This window comes from Paenibacillus ihuae (assembly GCF_001368795.1).
GTDB classification, from domain to species: Bacteria; Bacillota; Bacilli; order Paenibacillales; family Paenibacillaceae; genus Paenibacillus_AQ; species Paenibacillus_AQ ihuae.
The window spans coordinates 670,016-688,138 of the sequence record NZ_LN831198.1 but is presented as its reverse complement, the minus strand read 5'-3'; the positions used below and the strand labels follow the sequence as shown (position 1 = coordinate 688,138).

Genomic DNA, 18,123 nt, shown 5'->3' with positions numbered 1-18,123 from the left:
AATTATAACTGGTGGACGTCTTCTTTAAAAAGTTGCCCTGCGGTACGTTCACTGTTGCAGATGCTGTAACTGCCGCCTGATTGGAACCGCTGAAAGGCTGCACTATTGGTAAAGCTAGTTTTGTCTCCATCCGTTATGTCCGTAGTAAATTGGATACGGTATGCCCCCGTAATCGGTGAATCATTAAAAGCAACATTCAACTTACCGGCAGGTGTCGTTACAGCATATCGTGAGTCATCAAGCTCCGCTCCCTGCGTTACAGAACCATCCAGCTTCACATTAAGGTTATATACCTTAACGTCCAGCGGATTCACCAGCGCCAGGCCGGCAGGAATTATATCGGTAAGCGTTGCCCCGTAGACATTTGACAGCACTTTATTCACGTCTACTGTCCAAATAATCTGTTTAGCGTTCAGGTTATCCTTGTTGGAGCCGGTTGGAACTCCGCTCTTGGCAATGGTAGAGGTGACCTCCGGAACAAACGTAAGCGTCACCGTCTGATTGCCTCCGTCAATTGGGAACACAATCTGCTGAACGGTCGTTTCCGTAAACTTGCTTTTATCGAACTTCGTGCTGATGGTAAAAGATCCGTGGACACCAAAATAGCTCTGAATATCATCGTTAAAGGTCATAACAACTTTGTTCGGACTGCCCTTCAGGACATCAAAATGACCCAGCGGAACGCCGTCGAATATCAGAGGGGTCCCATTTATGTCACTTGCAAGCACAAACTTGTCGGGTAGCTCAAAGCTGTATGTATCACCACCCTTATAGGTTGAATCCGGAAGCTCCCAATTATAGGTAAGCTTTACTTCAGCCCCCTGCTTATATACAACGTCTGTTACAGGGACGCCGTTATCATACACGGCCATGGTTACACTGGTGATGATATTGTCTGATATTTCCGCAGCATTAACCTTGGTGCTGAAACCGTAGCTGTATGCCCCTTGTATGAAAATGAGAAGTAAGCTAAGTATGACCGCCATTCTTTTTTTATACATTTCCAGTTGTCTCCTTTTTTCTCCGAATAATCTATCAGGCTTAACTGTAATCCTCACGCCTGAACAATTTCTGAACAGCCTATGTATAATTGGATAGTTCCCTTGTGTTTTTCACAAAAGCGACAAATTTACGAGGGATTTTATGATAATTAACATTCTTCACGGTAACTAAAGTCACTGATTATACAGGGATATCCATCTGACAACCCAATAGCGAAACTGTGCCAATCTATAAATTTATTCAATACTCCGCACAAAAAAAACCACCCCTTCAGCAGAGGGAACTCCTCTGAAGGGATGGCTTCATCAAATTTAGTTATGCAGAAAATATACAGGTTTACAACTGCGCATGATCACGCCGTGTATACGTCTTACGTTTCTCCAGCAGCTTGTTGAGCGCATCCAGATACGCGCGGGCACTGGCCTCGAGAATATCCGTACTTAGTCCGCGTCCCTGTGCGGCAACTTCCCCCTGCGACAGCACAACATGAACTTCCCCCTGCGCGTCCTTACCTCTGCTAACGGCTTTAATGGAATAGTCACCCAGTGTAACTTCCTCGCCGGTGGCCTGATCAATGGCATTATAAATTGCATCTACTGAACCGTTGCCTTCAGCCGTTGCGATAATCGGTTCGGCTTCCTGGCCTTTGATGACAACTTTTGCCGTAGGAACAGCTTCATTGCCGTAAGTTACATAAATAGTCTGCAGGCTGAAAATCTCCGGCGTATCACCGAGCTTTTCCTCCAGCAGTGCCAGGATATCCTCGTCGGAAACCTCTTTCTTCTTATCCGCCAGATCCTTGAACTTCGCAAAGGCGGTGTTCAATGCTTCTTCTGGCACATCGTAACCCAAATCGCTGAGCTTATCACGGAAAGCATGACGGCCGGAATGCTTGCCCAGCACCAGCTTGCTCTCTTTCAGCCCGATGGTTTCCGGCGTCATGATTTCGTAGGTTGTCTTCTCCTTAAGCATCCCATCCTGATGGATACCTGACTCATGTGCAAAGGCATTGGCTCCAACAATAGCTTTGTTGCCAGGCACAGCCATACCGGTAAGCTTACTGACCAGACGGCTGGTCCGGGAGATTTCCGACAGGACTAGCGAAGTCTTGGCGCCAAAAAATTCGCTGCGTGTCTCCAGCGCCAGAGCCACTTCTTCAATCGCCGTGTTGCCGGCGCGCTCCCCGATGCCGTTGATGGTACCCTCAATCTGATCCGCACCGTTCTGGATTGCGGCCAGAGTATTGGCGGTAGCCATACCCAGGTCATTATGACAATGGGCACTAAGCTGAACCTTCTCAATATCCGGCACGGTGTCCTTCAGGAATTTGAAAATCGCCCCATATTCTGAAGGATTCAGGTAACCAACCGTATCAGGTATGTTCACCACATTTGCTCCTTCGCGAACGGCCATGGCTACCATTTCAGCCATGAAATCACGCTCGGTACGTCCTGCATCCTCCAAAGAAAATTCCAGCTTGGAGAAATATTTCTTCGCATAGCGGATTGCCGATTGGGCGGTTTCGAGCACCTGGGCTTTATCCATCCGAAGCTTATGCTGACGGTGAATCGGTGAGGTAGCCAGGAAAATATGAATACAAGGGTCTTGTGCTCCCTGCAGTGCTTCTCTTACCGCGTCAATATCAGACTCTCTGGAGCGTGATAATCCGATCAGTGTAACATTCTTCACCGCCCGGGCTACCGCATTTACCGCTGCCAAATCACCCGGTGATGCTGCGGGGAAACCCGCTTCCATCCGGTCAATTCCAAGCTTCTCTAACTGGTAGGCGATTTCCACCTTCTCACGCGTATTCAGGTTCACACCCGGCGACTGCTCTCCGTCACGCAGTGTCGTGTCGAACACATATATTTTCCGCAAGCTGAGCACCTCCTGAAGATTGTGCTAAAACCCTCAAATGCGGCCCGCAATAAACACGGCCGCATCTGAGGATTACACTATTGTTTATCTTACTAAATTAAGTATATGAGCCTATTTCTTAATCCAGTGCATCATTTCGCGCAGCTGGCTGCCGACAACTTCAACCGGATGAGCAGCTTCATTGCGGCGGGTTGCTGTCAGGAAGGCACGGCCGGACTGGTTCTCAAGGATAAAGTCGCGGGCAAACTTACCTTGTTGGATATCTGTCAGTACAGCTTTCATTGCTTTTTTGGTTTCATCTGTAACAATGCGTGGTCCAGTTACATAGTCACCGTATTCGGCAGTGTTGGAGATGGAATCGCGCATAGTGGCAAGTCCTCCTTCATACACCAGGTCAACGATCAGCTTCAGCTCATGCAGACACTCGAAGTAAGCCATTTCAGGAGCATATCCTGCTTCGGTCAGAGTTTCGAAACCAGCTTTGATCAATGCGGATACACCGCCGCAAAGTACTGCCTGCTCACCAAACAAGTCTGTTTCGGTTTCTTCACGGAAGGAAGTTTCGATAACTCCTGCACGGGTACAGCCAATGCCTTTGGCATAGGCAAGTCCGATTGCTTTGGCATTTCCGGTTGCATCCTGTTCGATGGCAATCAATCCTGGAACCCCGAAGCCTTCAACATAAGTACGGCGTACCATGTGACCCGGGGATTTAGGTGCTACCAGCAGCACGTCTGCATCCTTAGGGGCAACGATTTGGCCGAAGTGTACGTTAAAGCCGTGGGAGAACATCAGTGCCGCGCCGTTTTTGAGGTTTGGCTCAATTTCATTTTTATATACGGATGCCTGTGTTTCGTCCGGCATCAGAATTTGTACTACATCTGCACGGGATACTGCTTCTGCTACTGGCAATACTTCAAATCCGTCATTCTTGGCGGTTTCGAAAGATTTACCTTCACGCAGGCCGATGACAACCTGAAGACCACTGTCACGCAGGTTCTGCGCTTGGGCATGCCCTTGGCTGCCGTACCCGATTACTGCAATTGTCTTCCCTTTTAAAACGCTGAGTTCTGCATCCTGTTCATAGTACGTTGTCACTGCCATTGTCAATATCCTCCTTTAAATTGGAACCCATCGTAAAGAGCGGGTACTTCAAGAGCGCTGGAGACCAGGATTTCTGATTCGGGCGCTCCTCAAGTTCCCGCTCTTTCGCGGGAAGTTCATTATAATCTTATCAAATTAATGCAAACAAGCAGTAATTCGTTAAAGCCGTAAATTATACCGACTAGGCATTCCCGCGGATCATGGCGGTCACTCCTGTGCGGGAGAGTTCCTTAATGCCGTAAGGCTTCATCAGTTCAATCATTGCATCAATCTTTTGCGTATCACCAACTACCTGAACGAGCAGGCTTGTTGCTCCAATATCAACAACAGAAGCGCGGAAGGTTTCAACTACGCCCATAATTTCCGGACGCTCAGCCGGTTCGGCTTTAACTTTAATCAGCGCCAGCTCACGGGCAACCATCGGCTTAGAGCCAAGATCCACGACCTTAATAACATCAATCAGCTTATAAAGCTGCTTCTCGATCTGCTCTAGCGTATGCTGGTCACCGAGTGTAACGATGACCATCCGGGACAGCCCAATCTCTTCAGACTGTCCAACGGTAATACTCTCAATATTAAAGCCCCTGCGTCCGAACAAGCCAGACACCCGTTGCAGCACACCCGGCTGGTCATTCACAAGCACAGAAATCGTGTGTTTCATCACTGTCATTCATCCCCCATCAGCATTTGATCAATGGTTGACCCTTGAGTTACCATCGGGTAGACATTTTCGTCTTTGGGAACAACGAATTCTACCAGAACGGGTCCCGGCGTTTCCAGTGCTTCCTTCCACGCTGCGCCTGCTTCTTCTTTGTTTGTTGCCCGCAGTCCTTTAACGCCATAAGCTTCAGCCAGTTTTACGAAATCCGGGCTGCCGGCAAGATCGGTATAGCTGTATCGTTTCTCATAAATGAGATTCTGCCATTGCCGTACCATACCCAGAACCTGATTGTTAATAACTACAATTTTGACCGGTATATTATTGATTGCACAAATGGCCAGTTCCTGGGAACACATCTGCATGCCGCCGTCTCCGTTAATGGATACTACCAGACGTTCCGGATGCGCCATTTGCGCTCCAATGGCTGACGGGAAGCCGAAGCCCATTGTTCCAAGACCGCCGGAAGTAATCCAGGAGCGCGGATGGTTAAATTTGTAGTACTGTGCTGCCCACATCTGATGCTGTCCTACGTCTGTAGTTACGATAGCCTCGCCTTTTGTGGTGTCATTGATCATTTCAATGACCCACTGCGGCTTGAGCTCCGTATCAGAATCATTGTAGCGAAGCGGCTGGTCCAGCTTCCACTGGGCAATCTGTGTTCTCCAGGCATCCGCATTTGCTGCACGCGTCACATCTGGAATGAGCATTTCCAGAACCGTCTTTACATCACCGACGATTGGAATATCAGGTGTAACGTTCTTGCCGATTTCCGCCGGATCAATATCGATGTGGACAATCTTCGCTTTTGGTGCAAAGCCGTCCAGCTTGCCTGTCACACGGTCATCAAACCGTGCGCCGATATTTATCAGCAGATCACATTGCTGTATGGCATTATTGGCGGTATATGTCCCGTGCATACCAGGCATTCCCATCCAGAGATCATCTGCACTCGGGAAGCAGCCGAGGCCAAGCAAGGTGGTTGTAATCGGGATTTCCGTCCGTTTAACAAATTCATACATCGCTTCATGCGCCCCGGAGTAGATTACTCCTCCGCCTGCAATAATAATTGGACGTTCAGCTGCCGAAATCGCACGAATCAGCTTATCCAGCTGAAGCTTATTAGGCGTAGTTCGCGGGTTATAGCCGCGGAGGTTCACTCCCTGATGCTGCACTGGTGTAAATAACGTTTTTGCGGCTGATACATCCTTCGGAATGTCGATCAGCACCGGACCCTTGCGTCCGGTATTCGCAATATGGAATGCTTCGTGGATAATACGTGGAAGATCCTCAACATCCCGCACCAGATAGCTATGTTTCGTTATTGGCATGGTTATACCGGTGATATCCGCTTCCTGGAATGCGTCCGTTCCAATCAGGCTGGAAAAGACATTCCCGGTAATGACCACGAGCGGAACCGAGTCCATAAAAGCTGTAGCGATTCCGGTAACAAGATTGGTTGCTCCGGGACCGGAGGTTGCAATACATACGCCCGCTTTACCGCTTGCTCTGGCATAACCGTCTGCTGCATGAATCGCACCCTGCTCATGACGGGTCAGAATATGTTTGAAATCATCGAACCCGTGAAGAGCATCGTAAATATACAGTACCGCTCCGCCCGGGTATCCGAATACAGTGTCTACACCTTCCAAAACCAGACTGCGCAGCAGGACTTCGGAACCCGTAATCACCTCAGGATTCTTCCACTTCTCACGTAATTCTTCTGTAGACCGCACTTCCGGTGTTTGCGCGCTCATCAGTATTCCTCCCTTCAATAGTTAACATTCATTATGCAAATGACGGACCGTCTTTTATACAACAGTAAGGGGCTGACAACAAATTATCCCCACAAAGTGGAGCTTTGCTTCGACGTTACTCAGATACTTTGCGGTGGTCCCCAGTATATACTATCTAAACAAAAAAACCTCCCGCCTCCCACGCGCCAAAGAAGAAGCGCGTGAGGGACGAAAGGTTGATCTTCCGTGGTACCACCCATGTTTGCATTACATCTCACGATGCAACGCCTTATCAGGATACAAAAATCCATCGATGTAGGCAGGGCCCAAATCTCTGTAACCTGAAGTCCGTAACGCGGACTAAACGATTCCCCCTAATAATTTCACCACTCTTGCCGGTGAACCTTTCAGGGAAACAGCTCCGAGGTGAGCTCGTATATAAGGGATTCTGGTGGAGGTTGCAGCATATCCTCTCACTCTCTGAGCAAAAGAGCCCTTAAAACTTCGTCCTCATCATTGCCGATGCAAATATATTCGTTAAAATGTTTAGACACATTATATGATTTCCTCACACGGTTAGTCAATACCCTTATTTTATAAACTGTCACAAATCGTTGTTCTTCGGCTTCCGTAACGCCCACACCGACTCAGGCATATGATGTACGACAATGCGTGGAAAGGGGGCGCTCTATGATTCGTTACCGCAGACCCAAGCAGGACGACAGCGTCATTATGGACTTAATTGAAAAGCAGCTTGTTCCGTTGTCCCATCTGCCGCAAACCGTAATCAGCCAGGTCAGAAAGGATCTTCCCCGCCGCTTAGGCCAAGGAGTTACTCTTGTAGCTTGTCCCGACTATGAGAGCGATCCGCTGGGGTTTGTCCATTTCATGCTGCATGGTGATTTGCTCTATATTGATATGCTGGCCATAGCCCCTTCAGCGCGCCGTAAACGCTGGGGAAATATGCTGATGGACCGGGCAGAGCGATTTGCATTATCACGTGGCTGCAAGCGGGCAAAAGTAGCTGTGGATACCGGAAATGCCGCAGGAATTTCTTTTTATGAAAAATTGGGCTACAGCGTAGCCCGTTATCAGCCCCAGAACTATTGTTATGAGTTCGAAAAGCAGTTTACCAGATTTCCTTAAAAAAATCCGATCGGAGGATACGGAACTCCGCCGTAACCCGGGCCTGGTCCATAACCGCCATAGCCGGGTCCTCCCGGCCCATAGCCTCCGTAAGGTCCGCCCCCGCCATAGCCATATGGACCGTAGGCATAGGGCGCTGTACCGACAGCAAGCAAATCAAACAGCACCAGCGGAATCAATGCTTTGGTTTGCACTTTTTTACCGCTAACACGCTGGAGAATAAGACGGTTTCCCGAAACGCGCAGCAGCTTGCCCATCACCTTAGAACCGTCTTTTTTCACTGCAACAATATTTTTGCCGACCAGCTTCATAACCTGTTTCTTTGTAACCGGATGTGCCATGAAATCCCTCCTAAAAGTTTTGTGAGCTGTGCTTCTTTGATTCACTTCGTACAAAACTGGCTTCGGAAGCGTAAAACATAATTATATATTCCTGCGTATTCGTTTAAGGTTCAACTCAGTCTATTCGGCAAAGCAGCAATTCGCCTGTACACCTGTCCCTGCTTCACGGGTGTAGCAGGTTAACATATCCATATCCGCTCAAAAACTTAAAAAAAGCGCATGTCCATTTGGACATGCGCTTCTGTACTTATTTTGATGCCAGCAGAAATTCAGATTACCGCTTACCGGGGTCGTATGGCTCACCCAATGCTTTCGGTGCAGCAGATCGTCCTACAGCACTCACTAGAACTATAATCGTCAGCACGTAAGGAATCATAAAAATGAATTCCTGCGGAATGCTCTTAGACCATTCGAACAACTGTACATAGTTGCGGATCGCTTGCGAGAACCCGAAGAATACTGCAGCTCCGAAGGCACCCAGCGGATTCCATTTCCCAAAGATCATGGCAGCAATCGCGATAAAACCTTGACCGGAAATCGTATTGTGCGCAAAGGTCCCCGTAGTCGTTAAGGTGATCGTTGCACCTCCAATTCCGGCAAGCAGACCGCTGAGCATAACACCGATATATCTCATCTTGTTGACATTGACACCCAGAGTGTCGGCAGCACTCGGATGTTCACCGACAGCCCGCAGACGAAGTCCGAACGGGGTCTTAAACAATACAAAATAAATAACGATAACGAGCACAATCGCTAAATACGTGGTCGGATAGGAATTGAAAACCCCTTCGCCGATAACCGGAATCTTGGACAGCCCTGGAACAGGAATTTTTTTGAAACCGTCCAGCAATGGAGTTTCACCGGCTCCCTCAAAAAACAGTTTAACCATATAAAGCGTACTGCCCGCAGCCAGGAAGTTGATAACCGTACCGCTGATCGTCTGGTCCGCCTTGAACGTTATCGAAGCTACCGCATGAATCAGTGAGCCAATAACACCAACAGCCATCGCACAAATCACACCAACCCATGGAGCCCAAGCTCCCATGCCTGCATCCTGGGCATAATATCCGCCCACTGCAGCGGCAAACGCACCAAACATCATTAACCCTTCAAGACCGATGTTAACTACACCGGAGCGTTCAGAGAAGATGCCGCCAAGTGCGGCAAAAATGAGCGCCGTGGAAAACACAAGCGTTGTATTGAGCAGCTGTCCTAACGTCTGCAAATCCATCTATAACACCTTCTCTTTCTTGCGCTTGAAGTAAAACGGTTTAAGCACCCAGCGCACAATTCCTTGTGCAGCAATGAAGAATATGATGGAGCCGATAACGATACGGATCAGTTCCGGCGGTACATCCGCCCCAAAGCTCATACCTGCTGAGCCGTAAGTCAGCATGCCGTACAGAATTGCAGCGAGAATTACACCCAGCGGATGCGTCAGCCCCAGCAGTGCTACTGCAATACCGTCAAACCCGTAACCAGGTGATGCCGCAAAGATGGATTGGTAATGGAATACGCCAAGCACCTCTCCTGCCCCTGCCAGACCCGCAAAAGCACCACTGATAAACATAGCCTTAACTACGTTGCGCCCTACATTCATACCTGCATATTCTGCAGCATGGGGGTTAAGGCCAACCGCACGCATCTCATACCCTTGCTTGGTCTTCCACAAGAAGACATAGAAGAACAATGCGGCACAAAGCGCAAGAGCCGTGCCCCAGTGTACTCGGGCATTATCAAACAGCGAATTCAAGAATGTCATGGACAGCGAAGCCGGGTTGTCCACCGAACGGTTCTGCCCTTTAAGCAGCAGAAAATGTTTAATAATATAGTTGGACAAATACAGTGCAATCCAGTTAAGCATAATGGTAGTTATAACTTCATTAATGCCGCGCTTTGCCTTTAAATAGCCGGCAATCCCGGCCCAAATTCCGCCGCAAAGACCAGCGGCAATAACAGCAAGCGGTACCAGCAGGAACGAAGGTGTTCCAGCCAGCTTAATGCCGACTACCGAAGCTGCTGTCATTCCGATCAGCACCTGCCCGTCAGCACCGATGTTAAACATCCCTGAGCGGAAAGCAAAAGCTACGGCAAGACCTGTAAACATCAGCGGCGTCATCTCACGGACCGCCTCGCCGAAGTCATACGGGCTGCCAAATACGCGTTTGAACAGTGCGGAGTAGGCGGCGATAGGATCATACCCGCCGATCAGCATTACGACAGCTCCGACCAGGAAGCCCATAATGATCGCGACAATAGGCACAATATAGCTGTCTGTCGCGAAGATTTTTTTAAGTCTATGCACCCGCTTTTCCTCCCTGTTTCAAGCTGCCCGCCATCATCAGACCCAGTTCCTGGTCATTCGTATCCTGCGGGAATAATTCGCCGACAATCTGGCCCTCATAAATAACAGCAATTCTGTCGGATACGTTCATAATTTCATCAAGCTCAAAAGAAATCAGCAGTACAGCCTTGCCTTGATCACGCTGGGCAATCAATTGCTTCTGTACGAATTCGATCGCTCCGACATCAAGACCGCGCGTGGGCTGAGCCGCAATCAGGAGTGTCGGATTTTTGTCTATTTCCCGCGCAATAATCGCTTTTTGCTGATTACCGCCAGACAACGAACGGGCTTTATTCTCAATTGACGGCGTACGCACGTCAAACTGCTTGATCAAATCTTCAGCATGCTTATCAATGACATCCTGTTTCAGGAATCCGCTCTGGTTATAGGGACTCTTATAATACGTTTCCAGAACCATATTCTCACTCACAGTAAAATCAAGCACCAGCCCGTGTTTATGGCGGTCCTCCGGAATATGGGATACATTCATCTCAGAAATTTTACGTGGGGAAAGGTTGGCAATTTCCTTCCCGGAAACAGTGATTGAACCGGAATCAATCTTGCGGAGTCCTGTAATCGCCTGGATCAGCTCGCTTTGTCCGTTGCCGTCGACTCCCGCAATACCGAAAATTTCACCGGCTTTCACTTCAAAGTTGAGTCCGTTAAGCACGGAAACACCATCTTTGTTCTTGCTGTGGACATTCGTCATTTTCAATACGCTGGTTCCCACCTGTGCAGGACGCTTGTCCACCTTGAATGTTACATCACGTCCGACCATTTTTTCGGCCAGTTCGTTCGGATTCGTATTCGCAGTCTTTACGGTATCAATCACCTTACCCCGGCGGATAATGGTAACCCGGTCAGAAATTTGCATGATTTCTTTCAACTTATGTGTAATAAGTATGATGGACTTGCCCTCTGCAACGAGCCGCTTCATTATCGCCATCAGTTCCGAAATTTCCTGCGGCGTCAGTACAGCAGTTGGCTCGTCGAATATAAGTATATCCGCTCCGCGGTACAGGGTCTTCATAATTTCTACCCGTTGCTGCATACCGACCGAAATATCATGAATTTTTGCGTTCGGGTTAACTTGGAGTCCGTACTGTTCAGATAGCTTACGAACCTGCTCCGCGGCGGATTTATAGTCGATTTTAAGTCCTTTTTTGGGTTCCATGCCAAGAACAATGTTCTCGGTTACCGTAAAAGGATCAACAAGCTTGAAATGCTGGTGAACCATACCAATGCCAAGCTCAATAGCTTTATTGGGGTTATCGATAATAACCGGTTTCCCGTCGATTTCGATGCTGCCTTCATCGGGCTGGTATAGTCCGAATACGATATTCATCAAGGTTGATTTGCCTGCCCCATTTTCCCCAAGCAGAGCATGAATCTCCCCTTTTTCCAACGTCAGACTAATAGCGTCGTTCGCGACAATACCGGGAAAGCGTTTTGTGATTTGCTTCAACTCTACGACAGGAGCCGCAGCACTCATGGAATCACCCTCATCACAGAATATATATCATTGCCTTATAGACACGGCCATGCCACCCCTCGCAGGGCGGCAGGCTGTGTTTAGATTAACCGCTTTTGTAACAGGGGACAAGGCCAGCTTAAGAACCGGCCTTGTTTCTTGTAATATGGTGACTTGAATGACCTTAAATCAAATCAGCTTACTCGGATGGAACAGTAATTGTTCCGTCAATGATTTGTTTTTTGTATTCGTCAACTTTAGCCAGGATTTCAGCAGAAACGTTAGCTTTGGATGTTTCTGGGAGGCCTACACCATTGTCTTTCAGGCTCAGCACGGTTGTAGTGCCGCCTTTGAATGTTCCGTCAACCACTTGCTGAGAAACTTTCTTAACCGCTTCATCAACACGTTTGATCATGGAAGTCAGGGTTACGTCATCGCCAAATTCCAGGGATTGGTCTTTATCTACGCCGATAACCCATACTTTAGTACCGCCTGCATCGTTGCGGGATTTAGCTTCGTTAAATACGCCGTTACCAGTTGCTCCGGCAGCAGGGAAGATGATGTCGTTGCCGGCATCATACAAAGTAGCAGCCAGGGATTTACCAGTATCAGGCTTGTCATATGCACCTGCATAAGTAATGGTTACAGTTGCATTAGGGTTAACAGCTTCTACGCCAGCTTTGAAGCCAACTTCGAAACGTTTGATAACCGGGCTTTCCATACCGCCGATGAAGCCTACTTTGTTAGTTTTAGTAGTCAGACCAGCAACTACACCAACCAGGAAGGAACCTTCATTTTCAGCGAAAGTAACGGACTCAACGTTAGGGGCATCAACTACGCTGTCGATGATGGCCAGGTTGGCATCCGGATTTTCTTTAGCTACTTTAAGGAGTGCATCGCCAAGGTCAAAACCGATACCCCAAGTCAGGTTGTAGCCGCCTTTTACGAATTGGTTAAGGTTTGGCTCATAGTCAGCATTGGATTTACTTTGCAGGTATTTGATTTCAACACCAGCTTCTGTTTTAAGAGCTTCCAGAGCTTCCCAAGCAGATTGGTTAAATGATTTGTCGTTTACTCCGCCTACGTCTGTAACGAGGCCGATCTTCACATCAGACTTAGGAGCTTCAGCTGGTGCATTAGTTGCCGTTCCGGCGTTAGCGCCTGTGTCTCCGTTTGCTGCATTTCCTGAATTTGCGTTATTGTTGTTTCCGCATCCTGCCAGAACGACAGTGCAAGCCGTCAACAAAACGAGCGACGATTTCAAAAACTTTTTCATCGATTGTGATCCCCCTTATGAAATTGGATGTCTTCTGTCTTCTGCTTGGACATACCATTAGATCAAATTATAACTGTAAAAAAACCTAAAATCCAGTCTATAAATGACCTCAGGTCAATAATAATTTGCATTTTTCCACAAGAAAACGCTTCCTCTAACACCGTACGTAACTTTTACGGTCATAATATGTTAGAAAAGTTACGATTGGGCTGAAAAAGCGCACTGTAGACTATAATATTATTGCACACTGTTTGAAATTCTATTATCATAAATGCTTACATATTGTAAGAAAAGGGAGTACTGAAACCATGAATGAACAAAATTTCCTCCAAGAAACGCCGTCCTTTAAATACAGCCGGGAATCCCGCGTCTTCAAGACCGGCCGTGTTTTCCCTAATGATGTCAACAATCATAAAACACTGTTCGGCGGCAAGCTGATGAGCACCATAGATGAAGTTGCTTCCATCTCAGCAATGCGCCATTGCCGTAAAAACGTCGTCACGGCATCCACCGACTCCGTCGACTTTCTTCAGCCTATCCGTCCTACAGACTCCGTATGCTTCGAGTCTTTCGTCTCCTGGACAGGCCGTACAAGCATAGAAGTATTCGTCAAGGTCATCTCTGAGAACCTGTATACCGGCGAGCGCATAGTTGCCGCTACATCCTTCCTCACCTTTGTAGCCGTTGAGGAAGACGGCACTCCAGCCCCTGTCCCGGCCATCATTCCGGAAACCGACGAAGAGAAGCTGATCAGTGAATCCGCCAATGAACGCTCTGAGTTACGCAAGATCAGACGGGCCAGCAGTAAAAAACTCGCATCACTGCTGAACACCAGCAAGTACTGGGAATAAGCCGGACATAGCCGCACAAAAAAAAGCACCGTCACACGGGTTACCCCGCAGGCGGTGCTTTTCGGTTAATTATAACAATTACGCGTTGATCTTCTCTTTGGCTACAACAGCCAGGGAGTTGAATGCGTTAAGATCGTTTACTGCCAGGTCAGCCAGCATTTTACGGTTCACTTCTACTCCAGCCAATTTCAGGCCGAATACAAGCTTGCTGTAGGACAGGCCGTTCAAACGAGCTGCTGCGTTAATACGAACGATCCACAGTCTGCGGAAGTTACGTTTAGTCTGACGACGGTCACGGTAAGCGTAAACCATCGATTTCATTACTTGCTCGTTAGCTGTTTTGAAAATGCGGTGCTTGGAACCGAAGTAACCTTTTGCCAATTTCAATACTTTCTTATGTCTACGACGAACTACAAATCCGCCTTTAACTCTTGCCATATTAATAAACCTCCCAAAAATGTGTGATAAACTATTTCAAGTTAGCTAGTCCTTGTTTCAAACGTCTTACATCCCCAGGGGCCATTACTGGATTGCCGTTCAATACGCGTTTAGCGCGTTTCGATTTGTGGGACAGCAAGTGGTTCTTGTGAGCTTTATAACGCAGTACTTTACCAGATCCGGTAATTTTGAAGCGGCCTTTCAGGCTGCTGTGGGTTTTCATTTTAGGCATGGTGTTTCCTCCTTGAATATTATGCGGCGCCAAATTGCTGTGCAAGTGACTCCAATTTATTGGGCTTTAGGAGCCAAAATCATAATCATGCTGCGGCCTTCCAGCTTAGGCTGGCGCTCAACAACAGATATATCTTCCACTTCGGTCTTAACACGTTCCAGGATCTTCTGGCCGATGCTAGCATGGGTAATCTCACGTCCGCGGAAACGGACAGAGCACTTCACTTTGTCGCCTTCGCCCAGGAACTTGATGACATTGCGGAACTTGGTTTGATAATCATGTTCCTCAATGTTAGCACGGAACCAGACTTCCTTGATGTCCACGATCTTCTGGTTTTTGCGTGCTTCCTTCTCTTTCTTCTGCGTTTCATAACGGAACTTGCCGTAATCCATGATGCGGCATACCGGCGGTTTCGCCTGCGGTGCTACGTTGACTAAATCCAGATTAAGATCAATCGCCATCTGCAACGCTTCGCGGATCGGCTTAATTCCGATTTGCTCGCCTTCCGCTCCAACCAACCGAACCTCTTTGGCCCGAATTTCATCATTGATCATATGTTCCTTACTGATAACTCTCCACCTCCGGATCTTCTTAGGCAATGTACTTGCGGTTCTCCATAAAAAAGGGGTGCCGGTAACTCCCGACACCCCGTGTTTGATCAACGTTCATGAATTATAACATTCATAAAGCATTGAGATCAAAACCAGCTGGCATATTACCAGTCAGGTGAGAAGCCGGTGCTTCTGCTTGCAATCCCTATGTTTTGCATACTTGAATAATATACATCATAGCACAAGCTGTTGTCAACTATTTTTCAAACAGCATTGTACGAAATACATTCGGCTGATTAAACCTGCTTACTCTGTACTTCCTCAAGCCGCACGACCCGCGTATGTTTGGTATGACTCCACTGCTTGTTGTTCTGCGTGAAGAACGCATAGAACGTAATGGGATACCACGAGAGCAGGTAGATCGGGAAGACCAGCAGGTACAGATATACCTTCTTGAATTTCACCTTCTCGAGCGCCATCGCCAGAAGGAAGGTCAGAATGTTCGCACCGATTGCAAAATAGCTGAGCCAAATCGGCAGATGCCCGTAGATGTTCGCGATATGCGGGCCGTCAAACACGGCAGTGTCAATCCACATGGCCGCGGTCATCAGAAATGTCAGCAGAACGATATATACATTCGCGCCATACAGCGCGAGGTCAAACTTCGTCAAGCTGCGTTCTTTAATACTCTGCCACAGCAGAGGGAAGAAATAACGGCGGGCCACTGTGAAATGTCCCTGCATCCACCGCAGACGCTGTCTGGACGATGCCTTGAAAGTGAGCGGCTTCTCATCGAATACCTTGGCATCATAGTTGAATTTCGGGTAGACGCCTTTGGAGGCACTGCGCATGGTAAATTCCAAATCCTCCACCAGGCTTGTTGCTCCCCAGCCCATTTCTTTAAGCAGGGCTGTCTCAAAGCACATGCCGGTTCCGCCAAGGAAGTTAGCCATCTGCAGATTGTGGCGCGACAGCTGCCATAAGCGGTTGATGTACCAGTAAGAAACACCATATGCGGCAGTAATCCAGGAATCCTCCGGATTCTTCGTATCGATGTAGCCCTGGATTACCCGGGCGCCTGAGCAAAGGTCATTGTTCATCTCCATCAGGAATTCTGTATGTGCCAGATTGTCGGCGTCGAACATGACAACAGCATCATACTGGCGCGGCATAGCCCACAGTTCCTTCAGCATCCATTCAATGGCATAACCCTTGCCCCGCAGATTGTTGTTGGTGCGGACACAGGCGTTCATCCCGTGCTCCCTTACGATCTTTGCCGTCCCGTCGGTGCAGTTGTCACAGATGACAAATACATCGTACAGATCTTGGGGATAATTAAGCTGTTTCAGATTCTCCATCAGCGCGCCGACGACTTCTTCCTCGTTATGCGCAGCCACCAGTACTGCAAATGACTTTTCCGGTGCAAAGTGTTCCTTTTTCTTTTTCTTGCGCAGTCCAAACAGTGAGAATCCAAACTGATAAACTGCAATTGCCGCCAAGATCACTTGGAGCGTAACAAACAATGCGTCTGTCATGATCTTTTGATGCCCCCTTTTTCACTCTTGATATGCCCTTTTTTCTGTCTCTGGCTTGTTAAACGTTGTTGCTGACCCTTTTGTTGCATCCCTTACAATAGATCAAGAGTTTCCCCTTTTTGCGGGCAGGCGTTCAATTTATTTATATCCCGTTTAAAAGATGTTATAGGGATTCCTGCTGAAACGGACTCCTCATTTTCTCTGTTACCTTTTAAACGCGTTCGGCCTGCTTGAATCATTGTACGGTGTAAGGGGTTCTTAAGTCAAAACTGACAATTTCCGCGCACCGCTGAGCTTTTCCTTGAAATGGACTACCTTAAAAAAGTATGATAAAGACAGCTTTAGGGTATAAACCGGATTAGCTTCAGCAGCAGCTTACTATCCTCAGCCGGACTATCGGAGGGACAAGGTATGAGACAATTATTCATGAAACTGCTTCTCTGGGAACGCCGCCTTTTCAAATGGATCAACGGCCGCCTGCATAACCCATTCCTGAACTTTTGGCTCTTTTATCTTACCCATCTGGGCGGTGCAACCAGCGCTATCGGCATTAATCTGCTGATCTGGGCCTTTGCTCCCCAGCCGCTCAAAACAACAGGACTTCAGGCACTGACAGCACTGGCCGTCAGCCACCTGCCTGTTGCCGTGGCCAAGAAGCTATACCCGCGTATGCGGCCTTATCTGGCGCTGCCGGGAACGAATACGTTTCACAATCCGCTTAAGGATCATTCTTTTCCTTCAGGCCATACTACAGCTATCTTCGCCTCTACGGTTCCTTATATGGCAGCCTATCCTGCCCTTACCGTTATTCTGCTGCCGCTGGCGTGTATTGTCGGCTTCTCCCGGATTTATCTCGGTCTGCACTACCCCTCTGATGTTATGGCAGGTGCAGTAATCGGCAGCGGCGTCGCGGCAGGCACGATTGTTCTATGGATCTGAAGCCTGCTACAAAAGTCTGACCTGCGAAAACCATTTTTGGGAACAGGTGAAGTAAACATTGCGCAAAAAAAGAGTGTTATTACTGTCGGAAGGTTTTGGCGCAGGACATACACAGGCAGCATATGCGCTGTCGAGCAGCCTGCGTAAATTGTCGCCGGGAGTGCAGACGAAGGTGCTGGAGCTTGGAAACTTTCTGAATCCCAAGATGGCGCCTCTGATCGTTTCGGCTTACCGCAAGACGGTAACCACCCAGCCCCGGCTGATGGGCTACGTCTACCGTCACCAGAAATCATTTAACCGTCTTACCACGCTTGCCCTGCACCGCTTATTTTATACACATACACAAAATATTGTGAAGCAGCTAAAGCCCGATATTATCGTCTGTACCCACTTTATCCCTAGTGCTGTGGTCTCACGCCTGAAACGGCTTGACCCGGCCTTCAAGGTACCGCTCGTGACAGTCATAACCGATTACGATGCCCACGCCAGCTGGATCAGTCCGGAGGTGGACCGCTATCTGGTCTCCACCCCCGAGGTGAAGTCGAAGCTGCGCCGCCGCAGCGTGGCCGCCGCCAAAATCCGGGTGACCGGCATGCCGGTGCACCCGAGCTTCTGGGAGCA

The 18,123-nt window shown here is 48.4% G+C and carries 18 protein-coding genes; 4 read left to right on the top strand and 14 right to left on the bottom strand.

Annotated elements, in window-relative coordinates; genetic code table 11:
- Positions 1-2: 2 nt before the first annotated feature.
- The 5 genes from AQR02_RS03145 to ilvB form a co-directional block, all read right to left on the bottom strand.
- Positions 3-1,001, bottom strand: a complete 999-nt coding sequence (locus AQR02_RS03145; protein ID WP_054939352.1) for a collagen binding domain-containing protein — start codon at positions 999-1,001, stop codon at positions 3-5.
- 337 nt (positions 1,002-1,338) lie between these two features.
- Entirely contained in the window at positions 1,339-2,880 is a 1,542-nt protein-coding gene (locus tag AQR02_RS03140) for a 2-isopropylmalate synthase (RefSeq protein ID WP_054939351.1), read from the bottom strand.
- Positions 2,881-2,991: 111 nt separating this feature from the next.
- Positions 2,992-3,984 carry a ketol-acid reductoisomerase gene (gene ilvC / locus AQR02_RS03135; RefSeq protein WP_054939350.1) on the bottom strand — a complete coding sequence of 331 codons (993 nt, stop codon included), beginning with the start codon at positions 3,982-3,984 and terminating at the stop codon, positions 2,992-2,994.
- Positions 3,985-4,165: 181 nt separating this feature from the next.
- Positions 4,166-4,654, bottom strand: a complete 489-nt coding sequence (gene ilvN / locus AQR02_RS03130) for an acetolactate synthase small subunit (RefSeq protein ID WP_054939349.1) — start codon at positions 4,652-4,654, stop codon at positions 4,166-4,168.
- Complete coding sequence (gene ilvB / locus AQR02_RS03125) at positions 4,651-6,399, bottom strand: biosynthetic-type acetolactate synthase large subunit (protein WP_054939348.1); 1,749 nt, start codon at positions 6,397-6,399, stop codon at positions 4,651-4,653. Before ilvB ends, ilvN begins: the two co-directional genes overlap by 4 nt.
- 669 nt (positions 6,400-7,068) lie before the next feature.
- Here ilvB and AQR02_RS03120 point away from each other — a divergent pair.
- Positions 7,069-7,524, top strand: a complete 456-nt coding sequence (locus AQR02_RS03120) for a GNAT family N-acetyltransferase (protein WP_054939347.1) — start codon at positions 7,069-7,071, stop codon at positions 7,522-7,524.
- Here AQR02_RS03120 and AQR02_RS03115 read toward each other — a convergent pair.
- The 5 genes from AQR02_RS03115 to AQR02_RS03095 form a co-directional block, all read right to left on the bottom strand.
- Positions 7,521-7,865, bottom strand: a complete 345-nt coding sequence (locus AQR02_RS03115) for a hypothetical protein (RefSeq protein ID WP_054939346.1) — start codon at positions 7,863-7,865, stop codon at positions 7,521-7,523. The genes AQR02_RS03120 and AQR02_RS03115 overlap by 4 nt on opposite strands.
- 274 nt (positions 7,866-8,139) lie before the next feature.
- Complete coding sequence (locus AQR02_RS03110; protein ID WP_054939345.1) at positions 8,140-9,096, bottom strand: ABC transporter permease; 957 nt, start codon at positions 9,094-9,096, stop codon at positions 8,140-8,142.
- On the bottom strand, positions 9,097-10,170 hold the full coding sequence (locus AQR02_RS03105) for an ABC transporter permease (RefSeq protein WP_054939344.1): 1,074 nt from the start codon (positions 10,168-10,170) through the stop codon (positions 9,097-9,099).
- Positions 10,163-11,701 (bottom strand): ABC transporter ATP-binding protein, encoded by a 1,539-nt coding sequence (locus AQR02_RS03100; RefSeq protein WP_054939343.1) that lies wholly within the window; start codon positions 11,699-11,701, stop codon positions 10,163-10,165. Before AQR02_RS03100 ends, AQR02_RS03105 begins: the two co-directional genes overlap by 8 nt.
- 178 nt (positions 11,702-11,879) lie before the next feature.
- Entirely contained in the window at positions 11,880-12,956 is a 1,077-nt protein-coding gene (locus AQR02_RS03095; RefSeq protein ID WP_054939342.1) for a BMP family lipoprotein, read from the bottom strand.
- 308 nt (positions 12,957-13,264) lie between these two features.
- Here AQR02_RS03095 and AQR02_RS03090 point away from each other — a divergent pair, with 308 nt between their 5' ends.
- Entirely contained in the window at positions 13,265-13,807 is a 543-nt protein-coding gene (locus tag AQR02_RS03090; RefSeq protein ID WP_054939341.1) for an acyl-CoA thioesterase, read from the top strand.
- A gap of 78 nt (positions 13,808-13,885) precedes the next feature.
- Here the strand turns inward: AQR02_RS03090 and rplT are convergent, their stop codons facing one another.
- From rplT to AQR02_RS03070, 4 genes are all read right to left on the bottom strand, one after another.
- A complete protein-coding gene (gene rplT / locus AQR02_RS03085) occupies positions 13,886-14,245 on the bottom strand; it encodes a 50S ribosomal protein L20 (protein ID WP_038587257.1) in 360 nt (119 codons plus the stop codon).
- A 31-nt stretch (positions 14,246-14,276) separates the two neighbouring features.
- Entirely contained in the window at positions 14,277-14,477 is a 201-nt protein-coding gene (rpmI, locus tag AQR02_RS03080) for a 50S ribosomal protein L35 (RefSeq protein ID WP_019912828.1), read from the bottom strand.
- A gap of 56 nt (positions 14,478-14,533) precedes the next feature.
- Positions 14,534-15,031, bottom strand: coding sequence for a translation initiation factor IF-3 (gene infC, locus AQR02_RS03075; protein ID WP_054939340.1), 498 nt, complete (start codon positions 15,029-15,031; stop codon positions 14,534-14,536).
- 293 nt (positions 15,032-15,324) lie between these two features.
- The gene (locus AQR02_RS03070) at positions 15,325-16,563 is read right to left on the bottom strand and encodes a glycosyltransferase family 2 protein (protein ID WP_054939339.1); all 1,239 of its coding nucleotides are present in this window, start codon (positions 16,561-16,563) and stop codon (positions 15,325-15,327) included.
- A gap of 411 nt (positions 16,564-16,974) precedes the next feature.
- Between AQR02_RS03070 and AQR02_RS03065 the strand changes: the two genes are divergently transcribed.
- Together AQR02_RS03065 and AQR02_RS33460 are read left to right on the top strand one after the other, a co-directional pair.
- Positions 16,975-17,502, top strand: coding sequence for a phosphatase PAP2 family protein (locus AQR02_RS03065; protein ID WP_054939338.1), 528 nt, complete (start codon positions 16,975-16,977; stop codon positions 17,500-17,502).
- Positions 17,503-17,560: 58 nt separating this feature from the next.
- Positions 17,561-18,123, top strand: a 563-nt coding sequence (locus AQR02_RS33460) for an MGDG synthase family glycosyltransferase (protein ID WP_425339955.1), incomplete at its 3' end; no start/stop codon positions are given.